This is a genomic window from Marinomonas pollencensis, assembly GCF_003387375.1.
GTDB classification, from domain to species: domain Bacteria; phylum Pseudomonadota; class Gammaproteobacteria; order Pseudomonadales; family Marinomonadaceae; genus Marinomonas; species Marinomonas pollencensis.
In genome coordinates this window covers 193259-207408 of the sequence record NZ_QUNG01000007.1, presented here as the reverse complement: position 1 = coordinate 207408, position 14150 = coordinate 193259, and the positions used below count along the sequence as shown (strand labels likewise).

Sequence of the window (14150 nt, the reverse complement as noted above, 5' to 3'; positions counted from 1 at the left end):
AGAACAATCAACATAAAGCGAATTGACGTGTTTGACTCTCGTAAGTCTTCAATTTTTTTGATCAACTACATTCCGGTAAAACCGAACTGCGATGACCTTCTGAAGACTCCAGCGAGCGCCCACACAAATTATCTGATTATCTATTTTAAAGAGCGTCTGACTTGTCGGTCGACTTACTTAGCAAGCTAAGTTGCAAAGCGTTGTTTGCGTCGTTGTCCGTGTCAGTGGGTGCGTATAATACATCGTAAAAACTTTAGTGCAAGCGCTTTTTTAAGTTTTTTAATAAATTTAATCGGACATAAAAAAAGGCGCCGTAGCGCCCTTTTACACAAGAGTTTGTCGACTCTCTTATAGAACGAACAAATGATGCTTTTTCTTACCTAGCTTCACTAGGAAATACTTATTGTAGTATCCATGCTCTGCCGCAAAAATAGTAGCCGCATCCATATTATTGTCTAACCCTTGAGCCTGGCCATTCACAACAACAGAATTACGCTGCAATGCATCTTTTACTTGCTTACCACTTGCAGCCAAACCCGCGTCTGCCAATAAAGTTGTAAGTGGGGTTGTTGTTAGATCGACGCCCTGCAGTGAACTACTCGGTAGACCATCCAGTTGAATTTGCGCTAAGTCTTGCTCACTCAACTCATCAACTTGACCACTAAACAAAGCATTAGTAATACGTTCAGCGGCTTGTAAACCTTCTTCGCCATGAACCAGCTTTGTTGCTTCTCGTGCAAGAACTGATTGCGCTTGAGGCTTGCCTGCACTTTCTTTATCTGTTTTCTCAATGGCATCAATTTCATCAAGGCTCAAGAAAGTGAAGAATTTCAGAAATTTATAAACGTCTGCATCCGCAGTATTCATCCAGAACTGATAAAAAGCATATTGACTGGTTTTGGAGGCATCCAACCAAACCGCACCAGACTCAGTTTTACCAAACTTAGTACCATCAGACTTGGTTACCAAAGGTACCGTCAAGCCAAATGTTTGAGATTGATTTTGGCGGCGAGACAGATCAATACCACCAACGATATTTCCCCATTGATCACTACCACCAACTTGAATAGTGCAATCATAAGTACGGTTCAGCTCTGCGAAGTCCATACCTTGTAACAGAGCATAAGAAAACTCAGTAAAGGAGATACCAGCACCTTCTCTATTTAGACGCTGCTGCACTGATTCCTTGTTAATCATGGCATTCACTGAGAAATGCTTACCAATATCACGCAAGAAATCCAACATGCTCATCTCACCAGCCCAATCAAGGTTATTTACAACCTTAGCTGGATTCGGCACATCGTCAAATTTGACAAACTGACTCACTTGGCCACGAATTTTTTCAGCCCAACTTGCGACCACATCCGAAGTATTCAGCTGACGCTCAGCTGCTTTAAAACTTGGATCACCTATCAATCCTGTCGCACCGCCAACCAAAGCAATCGGGTTATGGCCAGCATCTTGAAAGCGCTTTAGTACAAGCAAAGGTACCAAGTGCCCCAAGTGCAAGCTGTCTGCGGTCGGATCAAAACCACAATAAAGCGTACGACTTCCACTGGCCAAATGAGATTTAAGCTCTTCTTCTGCTGTCATTTGGGCAATCAGCCCACGAGCTTGTAAGTCGTTTAAAAGGTCGTTACTGCTTACTGTCATTTGTTAGATCCACTTCCTAAAGAGTTAGTTTTATTAAAGCATTCAATTATAAAAGTAATGTTGATACGATTATAAGGCTTTAATAAAGAATTTTGGGTACTCATTTTGGCTAAACTTATACCAGCGAAACATCTTTTACTGATTGGCATTGTCTTTGCCTTTCTGACCATTGTGTTTTTTGCTTTTCCGAGCAGCGCAACAAAAGACAAACAAAACATAGCTTTAGAAATAACGCCACAAGTTATTAAAGAGTCTGAACTAAGCTTGTTTGACAGTAATTTGCCACCGCCAAACCAGGCCAGTAGCCAGACTGTCGATAACAACCCACAAGTGCAATTAAGCTCAGTACCACAAGCTAATCGCTTAGAGGATCAATTGGCAGCGCCTCCAAGACCCAAATTCACCCTTGAAAAGCATTCTGTACAAATCAAAGAAGGTGACTCGCTTTCCAAGGTACTCTCTCGCTACCAAGTTTCCGCCAACGATATTTATAAGGTATCAAACGCCGATAAAAAGCAAAAAAGCTTGTTACGCATGAGACCAGGCCAACACTTAGAGTTTTCAATCAAACAACCATCGGGCACTCTGCAAGACATCACCTTGGTTATAAATCGCTTACAGAGCATTCACTTCAAGCGTAGCGAGAGCCAATTTGACCGAGCTGAAATCAACAGAACCCCAGATATTTCCCAAACATACAAAGAAGCCGTTATTCATAACTCATTGTTTGTTGATGGCATGAACGCAAAAATAGATCAGCCACTATTAATAGAGCTGGCCAATATTTTTGGCTGGGACATTGATTTCGCCTTAGACATCCGTAAAGGCGATCGCTTTAGTCTACTGTATGAAGAGAAATCCCTTGATGGCGAAAAAATCGGCAACGGCAATATTTTAGCTGCGCAATTCATCAATAATGGCCGCACTTTTCAAGCCATACGCTATGAAACAAAAAAAGGGGCTAACTATTACACACCAGATGGCCTAGCAATGCGCAAAGCTTTCATCCGAACTCCGGTTGATTTCACACGCATTTCATCTAAGTTTAACCCCAACAGATTACACCCAATTTTTAAAACAAGCCGCCCTCATCGAGGAGTCGACTACGCCGCAGCCAGTGGCACCCCAGTAAAAGCGGCAGGTGATGGAAAAGTATCCTTTGCAGGAAAGCAAAATGGCTATGGTAACGTCGTTATCATCAATCACGGCAAAGGCTACCAAACACTGTACGCCCACTTACGCGGGTTTGCTCGTGGCATGCGTAAAGGCAAAAGAGTCAAGCAAGGAAACGTGATCGCCTATGTCGGACAAACCGGCTGGGCTACAGGACCACACTTACATTACGAATTTAGAGTGAATGGCGTTCACAAAAACCCTGTAACGGTAAAACTCCCTAATGATGACCCAATGCCAAAGGCTGAGCTGAAAAAATATCTACCCTATGCACAAAATGTCATTGCGGCTTTAACCAACTCAAACTCTGCAGAGTTTTCGCAGCGCCTCGCTCTTTTAAAAGACTAATAAACAGCCAAGTATAAAAACAAAAAAAGCAGCCCGAGAGCTGCTTTTTTTATCAAACCAAACCGCGCACTATATTAGATAGCGCCGTTTACAAACTCAACCAGTTGAGATTTAGAAACCGCACCAACTTTAGTTGCTACCACTTCACCACCTTTCACTACTAACAAAGTTGGAATACCACGTACGTTGTACTTAGGTGCTGTTTCAGTATTTTCGTCAACATTCAACTTCACTACTTTTACTTTACCAGCGAACTCTTCTGCAACATCTTCCAACACTGGTGCAATCATTTTACAAGGACCACACCAAGGAGCCCAAAAATCTACAATGACAGGCACATCAGAATTCAATACTTCTTCTGAAAATTGAGCATCGGTAATGTGAACAGTATTATCACTCATAAAAATTTCCTTAAAATCTGTTTTAACTAATGAATAGACCTAGTGTAACACTAAACTATTTGGGTAAAAATGAGTTCCACCTACTAAGGTGATAGAAAAGCCCTATGACAGCAGCAAGCGCACTGCTGCTGGCAACTCCAATACGGAATGCACTTCAATATCCGAGCGTAGAGGCCAACTGTCATTCCAACGTCTAGCACCATGTCGGTTGAACCAAATACTTTTAATTCCCGCTTTGGCTGCACCAGCGACATCATCTATCGGGTGGTCTCCAATGTGCACTATATGCTCTGCCGACACCCCCGCTTTCTCGGCTGCCATCTCAAACAATTGGCTATCTGGTTTCGCAACACCCACTTGGTCAGCACGAAGTGCAAAATCAAAATAATGACCAATTCCCACATAAGGATGAAACACGTCAGCGTTACCATTGGTAATCGCCACCAGCGAATAATCAGCATGAAGCGTTTCTAATACTTGTTTCACGTGTGGATAGAGATCTACTTTTTGACGCCACTCAGAAAAGTGGGATAACGCAGCCTGAGCAACAGAATCAGCCTCTTCAGTTGGCAAGCCAAACTGCTTCAACGCACTTTTATACACTTCGTAACGGGCCGCTGAAATGTTCGCTAACAAGGCGGGCTGCTCAACCACTAAAGCGTTGCGTATTTCTTGTCGTACTGCAAAAGGGTACAGAGCATCAAAGCCAGGGAAACGCTCCTCAAACCAAGACTCCATGGCGTATTCAGCCCGGATAATCACAGGATCCACATCCCATAATGTGTTATCTAGGTCGAACGCTACTACTTTTTTCATGACGAAAGCCTTTGAATTAGGACATTTAACAACTCAGCTATATGCTCAAGAAACAAGGTTTCTTTCTTCTTCGCAAACGTCTCCTTGGAAGCCGCCCCTAACACTAATACCCCAGCAACCTGCTTTTTGCCTTTGCGCAAAGAGATGATTGGCATCACTGCATGAGACTTAATCTTTGAGGCATCCTCTTGAAACAAATAGACAAGCTCTTTTTTAGCTAAAGCACCACAAGCTGACTGTTTCATTTTGGTAATGCTCGACAAATTAGCCGCCACATCACCATCAGAACAACAACGAATAGCCGTATCATAACCTTCGCCAAACAAGACAAAGGCGTGACAGGAAGCGGAAAAGTCATCGCGCACCATATCATCCACAACAACCGCAAAGTCATCCAAGGATGTGCAATCTAATCCAGCCAAAATAAAACGCCGTGTTTTTTGCATGATGGCTTCATTTTCTCGAGCTACTTCGATCAAGCGATCAAACTCGCGCCGATACTCTGCGGTAGACTTTCTTAACAAGGACACTTGATATTCCAGCAAAGAAATAACACCGCCATGAACAGGATGCGGAAGCGTCAAGCTTTCCAACAACTCAGGATTTTTCACAAAAAAATCCGGCTTATTTGATAGATACTGAATAACTTCCGCTTCGTTCATAAGACCTCTATAGATAGATCTGACCTTCAAAAACTTTTTCAGCAGGCCCCGTCATAAGAATAGGGTGTCCTTCACCTTGCCACTCTATATGCAAGTCACCACCGCGTAAATGCGCTGTCACTTTTGCACCTAACCAGCCTTGCTTAATACCAGCCACAACCGCAGCACACGCACCAGTCCCGCACGCTTGGGTTTCACCTGCGCCGCGCTCATAAACACGAAGGTTTATTTCCTGCTCATTAAGAACCTGCATAAAGCCGACATTCACCTTTTGCGGAAACCTTTCATGGCACTCTATCAAGGCCCCCATGGTTGCGACTTCTTCGTCTCGCAATTCATCAACACGCAACACGGCATGAGGGTTACCCACCGAAACAGGCGTAATAAAATGTTCTTTGCCCCCCGCCTCCAAATGATAAAGCCCTTCTGCTGGCTCAGCACTAAAAGGTAATGCTGCCGGATCAAAACTCGGCACACCCATGTCTACTGTCACTAGCCCACCATCGACAACACGAAGTTGTATTTGGCCGCCCTTGGTTTCTACATTGATAATATGCTTATTCGTTAATTCGCGATCCAAGACAAACTTTGCAAAACAACGTGCGCCATTGCCACAATGCTCCACTTCAGAGCCATCAGCATTATAGATACGGTAGCGAAAATCCATGTCGGGATTGGTCGGCGGCTCAACCATCAAGAGTTGATCAAAGCCAATACCAAAATTACGATCACTTAAGCGCTGTATCTGTTTTTGGTTAAAAAACACTTTGCGCGACACGGCATCGACGACGATAAAATCATTGCCGAGGCCATGCATTTTAGTAAATTTCAATAACACAATGGGCTCCTTAGTCGGGCAACACTTGCTCGCCGGCTAATTGATGCTCTATTGTCTCACGAGCGCGAATAAGATGTGTTTTATCACCATCAACCATCACTTCAGCCGCTCTGTTTCGGCTGTTATAGTTAGATGACATAGTAAAGCCATAAGCACCCGCGGAACGAACAGCCAACAAATCACCGGCCTGAATATCTAATTCACGGTCTTTACCAAGAAAGTCACCTGTTTCACAAATAGGCCCAACAAGGTCATAACTGCGCTGGCCTTCTGACGTTGGCGCCAAAGAAACAGGCACAATATCCATCCAAGCACTGTATAAAGAAGGACGAATTAGGTCATTCATCGCACCATCAATAACCGCAAAATTTTTGTGTGGCGTGCATTTTAGGAACTCTACTTGGGTCAATAAAACCCCTGCGTTAGCAGCAATAGAACGACCAGGCTCAAACGCTAAGGTAACATTACGACCTTTGACTTTTTCTAGTACCAATTGAGCATACTCAGCAGGTTCTGGCGGCACTTCATCACGATAACGTACGCCTAAGCCACCCCCTAAATCTAGGTGTTTGATCTCAATACCCACGTCAGCAAGCTGATCAACCAATCCAATCAAACGGTCAAACGTATCAAGGAAAGGCTTTAGTTCAGTCAATTGTGAGCCAATATGACAATCAACCCCCATTACATTTAGATTCGGTAATGTGTGGGCGATTTGATAGATGCGAACCGCATCTTTAATGTCAATGCCAAACTTATTTTCTTTCAAGCCTGTTGAAATATAAGGGTGCGTTTTGGCGTCCACATCTGGATTAACACGTAATGACACTGGTGCTACTTTACCCATTTCTCCAGCGACTTGATCCAGTCGGTACAACTCCGCTTCTGACTCTACGTTGAAACAATGAATGCCAACTTCAAGGGCTCGACGCATTTCTGCTGCCTGTTTACCTAATCCCGAGAACATCACTTTAGCAGGATCACCACCTGCTTTGAGTACGCGCTCCAATTCGCCAACAGACACAATATCAAAGCCAGAACCCAAGCGAGCAAGCACATTCAAAATCGCGATATTTGAACACGCTTTTACCGCATAACAAATCAGTGTAGGGTGAGACGCAAAAGCATCAGCATAAGCAGAATAATGACGCTCTAATGTTGCTCGTGAGTAGACATAACACGGCGTACCATATTCTTGAGCGATATCGGTTAATGCAACATCTTCTGCTTGCAGTAGCTGATTTTTATAGTTAAAAAAGTCCAAAAGGGGATCCTCAATTAGCAGACGATTCTTGTTGAGATGCAGCTTTATCGGTTGGCAAATAAAGAGGGCCTTTATTACCACAGGCCGTTAGAAACACCGCCAAAATAAGTACTGAAAAACATTTGAACATCGTCTTAATCTCTTAAATTTTTGATGCTAACAGTATACTTGTAGGCTAGATGTTTCCCAACCCTAGAGCAGCATTTAAAGTAAATATTCTTTACCATTAAATAATTTCATTGACCTTGAATTTGCTATATTTACATCAAGTTAGATAAGTAAGCAGACAAAATCGCGGTTACTTTTTTAAACGACAGGTGAGCAAACGCTTTGGCTAAGAAATACAAACGCAACATACCATCATGGACTATCGCATTGGCCACTGCGCTTGGTCTGCATTTTGTTGTCATTTTTTTGCTCAACACCTACGGTAATTTTGAGATTTTTGAAAAGCACAACTCCCCAAGCAAGCATGAACTAGAAGTTACTTTCATCGAGCAACCAAGCCTTCCTAATCAAAAGGAGCAACAGCAACTCGATCCAGCCTCTCATTCCACAATGACAGCAAGTACGCCCGCCCCACAGGAAGAGCGTCCCGACAACACAGCAACGAACAACAAAACACCCAGCACATCCACACCACCGCCTTTGGCTGAAAGCATCAAAGCACCAGACCAGGGCGTTACAGGAGATGTTTCCACTAAGGCTTCTTTATTGGACCTGTCGCACTTTTCTCTTTCACCTAACGTAGAGTCGAAAGCAACCCAAAAAATATTTTCAGCAGAACTACAGAAAAAAATCGCCGCTTCAAAGCAAGCACAAAAAGAATATTTAAAAGGCACTCAACAAGAAACGAACTACCCTATTACTGAGGATGCCGATGGAACGCGCTACGTTAATATAAAAGGGGTTTGCTGGAGAATACCTAAAGACTCCAGCAAAGACAGCTGGGCAATTGTGTTTGATGGCTGCGGTTTAAAAGACAAATCATTCCATTTCGAACTCAACATCAGTCCAAGCATGCTCACGAATGAGTTACTTGGCCCTGACTCACCCTTCACTCTGGAGAAATAAAAACGACGCATTAAAGCGCCGTTTTTATTTTTAGTCAGTCGCGAAACAAGTTAACGTGCCGCTAACTCCTGCTTAGCACGAGCTACCGCACTTAGCACTTGTGCAGGCGCGGTACCACCGATATGGTCTCGAGCTGCAACAGAGCCTTCTAGCGTCAGCACATCAAACACATCAGCTTGAATCATAGAACCGAAAGATTGCAATTCTTCTAAGGTCATCTCTGACAAATCTTTGCCTTCTTTCACGCCATAGCCAACCGCCTTACCGACTACTTCGTGGGCATCACGAAACGCAACACCTTGACGCACTAGGTAATCCGCCAAGTCCGTTGCAGTAGAAAAACCACGGCGTGCCGCTTCATACATATGTTCTTTACGAGATTCGATAGCTGGGATCATATCGGCAAAAGCACGTAATGAACCTTTCAAGGTATCAACCGTATCAAACAAAGGCTCTTTGTCTTCTTGGTTATCCTTGTTGTAAGCCAAACATTGAGACTTCATCAATGTAAGCAATCCCATTAGATGCCCATAAACTCGGCCTGTTTTGCCTCGTACTAATTCTGGTACATCTGGGTTTTTCTTCTGCGGCATAATAGATGAACCAGTACAGAAGCGATCTGGTAAGTAGATGAAGTTAAATTGAGCAGACGCCCACATCACCATTTCTTCTGCCCAACGTGACATATGCATCATGATAATAGACGCTGCGGAGGTAAACTCAATGGCGAAATCGCGATCACTAACAGAGTCTAAAGAGTTATAGGTTGGACGCTCAAAGCCCAGCAACTCAGCTGTCATGTTGCGATCGATTGGGTAGGTTGTGCCAGCCAAGGCAGCGGCGCCCAATGGCAAAATATTAATACGCTTACGGCAATCAACTAGACGCTCATAATCACGCTGCATCATTTCATACCAAGCCATAAGATGATGGCCAAATGTAACAGGTTGCGCCGTTTGCAAATGCGTAAAGCCAGGCATAATAGTATCGGCTTCTTTTTCCGCTAGGCTCAAAATACCTTGCTGTAAACGTGTTACTTCTTCTAACAAGAAGTCGACTTCATCACGCATGTATAGGCGGATATCTGTCGCCACCTGGTCATTTCGTGAACGGCCAGTGTGAAGTTTCTTACCAGTAATACCAATTTTCTGAGTTAGGCGTGCTTCAATGTTCATGTGCACATCTTCTAACTCAACCGACCATTCAAACTCACCACGGGCGATTTCTTCTTCAATTTCCGTCAACCCCTGAATAATCTGATCACGCTCATCCTCTGTCAAAACGCCCACTTTCGCAAGCATAGTCCCGTGCGCAATAGAGCCTTGGATGTCTTGTTTTGCCATACGTTGATCAAATTCAACAGAAGCAGTAAAACGTGCAACAAAAGCATCTACAGGCTCAGAAAAGCGACCACCCCATTGCTGGTTCGTGGTTTTATTAGTATCAGTCATTCAATCAGTTCCCACACAAATTCAAACAGCTGCCAAGAGTACCTTAAGCGCCGCTACTTATAAAGCTCGGAAGGATGACGACCTAGCCCTTAACGCGTATGATTAAGGCAATAAATCTCAATGAAGAATGCTTTTTCTTCCGACGCCTTACTAGGAGATAATGTGAAAGACAAAATCGTGATCGCTACACGTGAAAGCCAACTCGCGCTATGGCAAGCAAATACAGTAAAAGCCCAACTCGAATCCCTTTACCCTAACATCAAGATCGAGTTGCTTGGCATGACAACCAAAGGCGATCAAATTTTAGATTCACCCCTGTCAAAAATTGGCGGCAAAGGGCTCTTTGTCAAAGAACTAGAAAGCGCACTACTCGATGGCCGTGCAGACATTGCGGTACATTCGATGAAGGATGTTCCTATGGCGTTCCCTGAAGGGTTAGGCCTTGCCGTCATTTGCGAGCGCGAAGACCCAAGCGATGCCTTTGTCTCCAACCAGTTTTCATCCGCTGACGAGTTACCAATTGGCAGCGTTGTAGGCACCTCCAGTTTACGCCGCTCTTGCCAGCTGCGCATGCACCGCCCTGACATAGTCGTCAAAGATCTACGTGGCAACGTGAACACCCGCTTAAGAAAACTAGATAACGGCGAATACGATGCCATTATCCTAGCAACAGCGGGGCTGATCCGCCTTGAAATGCAAGACCGTATTCAACAACGAATTCCTGACACCATCAGCTTACCAGCAGGCGGACAAGGCGCCATGGGAATAGAATGCCGCTCTGACGATCTAGAAACACTCAAGTTACTAGCGCCTCTTCAACATGAAGAAACCGCCATTCGCGTTACTGCAGAGCGAGCGGTTAATGAGCATTTGAACGGCGGTTGCCAAGCACCTATTGCTTGCTTTGCGACACTCACTGATGACCAATTATGGGTCCGTGGCTTAGTTGGCAGCCCTGATGGAAAAAACATGATCACCAGTGAAATTCGTGGCAACAAACACGATGCGAAATCACTAGGCATCCAGCTTGCCGATGATTTATTAGCCCAAGGTGCTGACCGCATTCTTGCTGCTATTTATGATTAACAACCCAGTGATAGAAGGCAATGAATCGCGGTGAGTAAATTAACCATACTGATCACTCGGCCGGAGCCAGAAAACGCCCTAAGCTGTGCACACGCGAATGCGCATGGCTTTAATGCTGTACCGCTTCCAATGTTAGAGATAACCCCCATTAACGAAGCCAGTAAAGTCGCGGCCATTCGCTCACAAATATTTAATATCGATGAATATCAATACGTAATTTTTGTCAGTAAGAATGCGGCGCGGGCCGCTGCAGAATGGCTGGATGAATGCTGGCCCATGCTACCCGCTAACACCCACTGGATAGGTATTGGAAAAGGCACAACCGACACCCTTATTGCAGAAAACATACCAGCTATCGCCAACCCTGGACACACAACTGAAGCGCTTCTTGACTGGTTAAAGCCCGTCAAAATGCGCAATATGAAGGTACTCATTGTGCGAGGAGAAGGCGGTCGCCCAGAATTAGCTGAACAGCTAGAGAAAAGAGGCGCACAAGTACGCTATCTTTCTCTCTATGAAAGAAGAAAGCCGATATATCACGCGCAAACTTTCACCCTATTACCCGATATTGACTTAATATGGACCACTAGCGGTGAAAACTTAATCAATTTAAACAGCTATATCGAGCAATTCAAGCCAAGCTTAAAATCGCGCCTACTATTAACACCAAGCGAGAGAGTAAACACCTTGGCAATAAACATGGGTTGGCGCAATGCTATTTGCGCAAATGGCGCAGATGACGCTAGTCTAATAGCGGCGACGGAATTTCACACAGGACAACAGAATGACAGAGACTAATAAGCACACTTCAGAACACGATGTAGCTAATAGCGAAAATTCTCAAAATACGACAAAGGAACCGTCGAACAGCACTCTCGCTCTCGCGCCTCTACCAAAAGCATTAATTGCGACTTCAATTGTTATCTCTATCGTCGCTTTAGGTGCAAGTGGGTGGCTATTTTATCAAAGCCAACAAAACAGCACACAAAGCCAGCTACAGCTAGTAAAAGAACAACAGGCCAAGATAACAACAGAGCTTGAGAGTCACAATCAAAACCACAACCAATTAACCGAACTGTCCGAACAAGTGTCACAAGCCGAGCAGCATTCGCTACAACAAACCTCGTCATTGCAAGCGCAACAAAGCAAGCAGCAAACACAACTGCAAACACTTGAGAATCGCATTCGACAAATAAACAGCGCGAACAAAGAAGATTGGAAACTAGCAGAAGCGGAATACCTAGTACGCCTAGCAAACCAACGCGTCTTATTAGAAGCGGACCTTAATGGCGCAGAAGCCCTATTAAAAAATGCGGATGACATTCTTGCAGAATTAGAAGACCCGCTTTTCTTTGACGCTCGCAAGGCCATCGCCAAAGACATACAAGCACTGAAATCAACCAGTCACTTTGATGTTGAAGGGCGCTATTTACAACTTGGCGCGTTATACGATCAAGTCAGCTCTCTGCCACAAAGAGAACCTTCTAAAAAGTGGCAAGCAAACAACCAAGCAGAAGCCCAAGGAAAGCTAGAGCAAACCTCTACACAAGTAACAAACACGCTAACCAGCATCTGGGACTCTATCAAATCTTTGGTGGTGATTAACTACAATCACACACCGATTAAAACCCTATTACCTCCTGCTGAATACCAAGAGCTAGTGACCGGTTTACAGTTGCAAATTGACGTAGCGCAAGTGGCATTGGTAAAAGGTGAATCATCCATCTATCAGAAAGCCTTATCCCGTGTCGCAGATGCCATCAATGCACATTTTGACACTCGTTCCCAAAAGGTCATTGCGTTTATGACCAGCCTTACCTCACTACAACAAGTGAATCCTAATCCGGAGCTGCCACAACCTCGAGACTCGCTCACGGCCATGAAAAAAATGATGAAACAGTGGAACGCTCGACCAACATCACCTCAGCAGAGCGACCAGGTGAACACTTCGGATGATGCCGCTGCCCCCGCTGATGAAATCAATCAAAATGTCACCGACACCACAGAGAAAGGAGCAGGAGCATGAGAAAACTTCTCTTTATTCTCGTCATTATGATGGCAATAGGTGGTGTACTCGGTTTACTTATGCGCCAAGACAGTGGCTACGTCTTGATTGCCTATAACGGTGTTACCCTAGAGACCAGCTTATGGGTACTGGTGGTAGCTATCATCATCACCTTATTTGTGCTGAGCTGGGTGAAACGCATTCTCTTCGTCTTGCTGCGCCCCAGCAGTTCCTTGTCTAAGTTAACCGACAGCTTGGCCACAAAACGAGCCACCAAAAACACCATTCGTGGCATGCTAGAGTTAGTGGGTGGCAACTGGCGAAAAGCTGAAAAGCTGCTCACAAACAGCGCGAACAATGTATCTTATCCTCTCATTAATTACATTGGTGCCGCCTATGCTGCCAGCGAACAAGAAGAGCATGAGCGCTCCAAAACATTACTGAGAACCGCTCATCAGTCCACCCCTGAAGCCGAATTTGCGATTGGTTTTGCGCAAAGCCAAATACAAATGAGACAAGGCCATTATGAAGGCGCCCTCGCTTCTTTATTGCGCTTGCAAAAGCTAAAACCTAAGCACCGTCAAATACTAAAAATGCTGGTTGCCGTTTACACCAAGCTAAAAGACTGGGATGCCCTATTCGAACTTACCCCTACCCTGAAAAGAGAAGGTATTTTCGACAATGAGAACATGCTCGATATTGAGAAGAACGCTTTTTTAGCCCTGTTAAATAAAATTAACTTTCGCAATAAATTAGGGGAAAGCAATAAAGAGCTTGTCGCTGATGTGGAAGCCCTTTGGAACAAACTTGATACTTTGTCGCAAGACGATCATATGCGCCAACTTTATGCACAAACTCTGATTAGCTTTAACGATGAAGAGAAAGCCGAAAGTTTCATCCGTCACAGCCTTAACAACAAGTGGTCAGAAGCGCTCATCTATGAGTACGGAAATTTAAGAGAATTAGCCGCTAAAAAACTATTAGCCAACTGTGAAAACTGGCTAAAAAAAGAACCTAACAGTGCCAACTTACTGCTCGTCTGCGGGCGCTTAAGCCAATCTCTGAGCCTCTGGGGAAAAGCAAAAGACTATTACGAACACGCATTTGCTCTAGATAGCCAAAGCGAAGCTCTAGCAGAGCTTAGCCGCCTACTTAAAGCAATGGGCGACATTAAAGCTAGCCAAGACATCATGCTGGTCAGCCTTAATCAAGCCAGCGATCGACTAAAAGCCCTGCCTTTACCGCAAGAACACTAGTCTTAGCTTCTAAACTAAAAAGAGATCACTCGCTTTACCTAGCGAATGATCTCTTTTTATTATCTTAAGCCTCTAAAATTGGCTTTCTATAGCAGCCAATTAAGCCTCTAAAATTCCCCAGTC

The 14150-nt window shown here is 44.4% G+C and carries 15 protein-coding genes; 7 read left to right on the top strand and 8 right to left on the bottom strand.

Annotated features, from left to right (window positions below; translation table 11 throughout):
- A partial coding sequence (locus DFP81_RS18355) for a hypothetical protein (RefSeq protein ID WP_220342945.1) occupies nt 1-189 on the top strand: 189 nt, incomplete at its 5' end.
- Nucleotides 190-348: 159 nt separating this feature from the next.
- Here DFP81_RS18355 and tyrS read toward each other — a convergent pair.
- Nucleotides 349-1653, bottom strand: coding sequence for a tyrosine--tRNA ligase (gene tyrS, locus DFP81_RS12030; RefSeq protein WP_115898030.1), 1305 nt, complete (start codon nt 1651-1653; stop codon nt 349-351).
- Between the two features lie 105 nt (nt 1654-1758).
- Between tyrS and DFP81_RS12025 the strand changes: the two genes are divergently transcribed.
- Nucleotides 1759-3174, top strand: coding sequence for a M23 family metallopeptidase (locus DFP81_RS12025; protein ID WP_115898029.1), 1416 nt, complete (start codon nt 1759-1761; stop codon nt 3172-3174).
- 74 nt (nt 3175-3248) lie between these two features.
- On the opposite strand, the gene trxA is transcribed toward DFP81_RS12025, so the two are convergent.
- From trxA to lptM, 6 genes are all read right to left on the bottom strand, one after another.
- Complete coding sequence (gene trxA, locus DFP81_RS12020; protein WP_115898028.1) at nt 3249-3575, bottom strand: thioredoxin TrxA; 327 nt, start codon at nt 3573-3575, stop codon at nt 3249-3251.
- A gap of 102 nt (nt 3576-3677) precedes the next feature.
- Nucleotides 3678-4391 (bottom strand): HAD family hydrolase, encoded by a 714-nt coding sequence (locus DFP81_RS12015; protein WP_115898027.1) that lies wholly within the window; start codon nt 4389-4391, stop codon nt 3678-3680.
- Nucleotides 4388-5053, bottom strand: coding sequence for a DUF484 family protein (locus DFP81_RS12010; RefSeq protein WP_115898026.1), 666 nt, complete (start codon nt 5051-5053; stop codon nt 4388-4390). The genes DFP81_RS12015 and DFP81_RS12010 overlap by 4 nt, the downstream gene beginning before the upstream one ends.
- A gap of 7 nt (nt 5054-5060) precedes the next feature.
- Nucleotides 5061-5891, bottom strand: coding sequence for a diaminopimelate epimerase (gene dapF, locus DFP81_RS12005; protein WP_115898025.1), 831 nt, complete (start codon nt 5889-5891; stop codon nt 5061-5063).
- 10 nt (nt 5892-5901) lie between these two features.
- Nucleotides 5902-7155, bottom strand: a complete 1254-nt coding sequence (gene lysA, locus DFP81_RS12000; protein ID WP_115898024.1) for a diaminopimelate decarboxylase — start codon at nt 7153-7155, stop codon at nt 5902-5904.
- Between the two features lie 10 nt (nt 7156-7165).
- The gene (gene lptM / locus DFP81_RS11995; RefSeq protein WP_115898023.1) at nt 7166-7285 is read right to left on the bottom strand and encodes an LPS translocon maturation chaperone LptM; all 120 of its coding nucleotides are present in this window, start codon (nt 7283-7285) and stop codon (nt 7166-7168) included.
- Between the two features lie 200 nt (nt 7286-7485).
- On the opposite strand from lptM, the gene DFP81_RS11990 reads away from it, so the two are divergent.
- Entirely contained in the window at nt 7486-8229 is a 744-nt protein-coding gene (locus tag DFP81_RS11990) for a hypothetical protein (protein ID WP_147299450.1), read from the top strand.
- Nucleotides 8230-8279: 50 nt separating this feature from the next.
- On the opposite strand, the gene argH is transcribed toward DFP81_RS11990, so the two are convergent.
- Nucleotides 8280-9680 carry an argininosuccinate lyase gene (gene argH / locus DFP81_RS11985; protein ID WP_115898021.1) on the bottom strand — a complete coding sequence of 467 codons (1401 nt, stop codon included), beginning with the start codon at nt 9678-9680 and terminating at the stop codon, nt 8280-8282.
- Nucleotides 9681-9842: 162 nt separating this feature from the next.
- Here argH and hemC point away from each other — a divergent pair, with 162 nt between their 5' ends.
- From hemC to DFP81_RS11965, 4 genes are read left to right on the top strand one after another with little or no spacing between them, the layout of a single operon-like run.
- Nucleotides 9843-10766, top strand: a complete 924-nt coding sequence (hemC, locus tag DFP81_RS11980) for a hydroxymethylbilane synthase (protein WP_220342943.1) — start codon at nt 9843-9845, stop codon at nt 10764-10766.
- A gap of 30 nt (nt 10767-10796) precedes the next feature.
- Entirely contained in the window at nt 10797-11564 is a 768-nt protein-coding gene (locus DFP81_RS11975; RefSeq protein ID WP_245959151.1) for a uroporphyrinogen-III synthase, read from the top strand.
- A complete protein-coding gene (locus DFP81_RS11970) occupies nt 11551-12792 on the top strand; it encodes a uroporphyrinogen-III C-methyltransferase (protein WP_115898018.1) in 1242 nt (413 codons plus the stop codon). The genes DFP81_RS11975 and DFP81_RS11970 overlap by 14 nt, the downstream gene beginning before the upstream one ends.
- On the top strand, nt 12789-14027 hold the full coding sequence (locus DFP81_RS11965; RefSeq protein ID WP_115898017.1) for a heme biosynthesis HemY N-terminal domain-containing protein: 1239 nt from the start codon (nt 12789-12791) through the stop codon (nt 14025-14027). The genes DFP81_RS11970 and DFP81_RS11965 overlap by 4 nt, the downstream gene beginning before the upstream one ends.
- Nucleotides 14028-14150 lie beyond the last annotated feature (123 nt).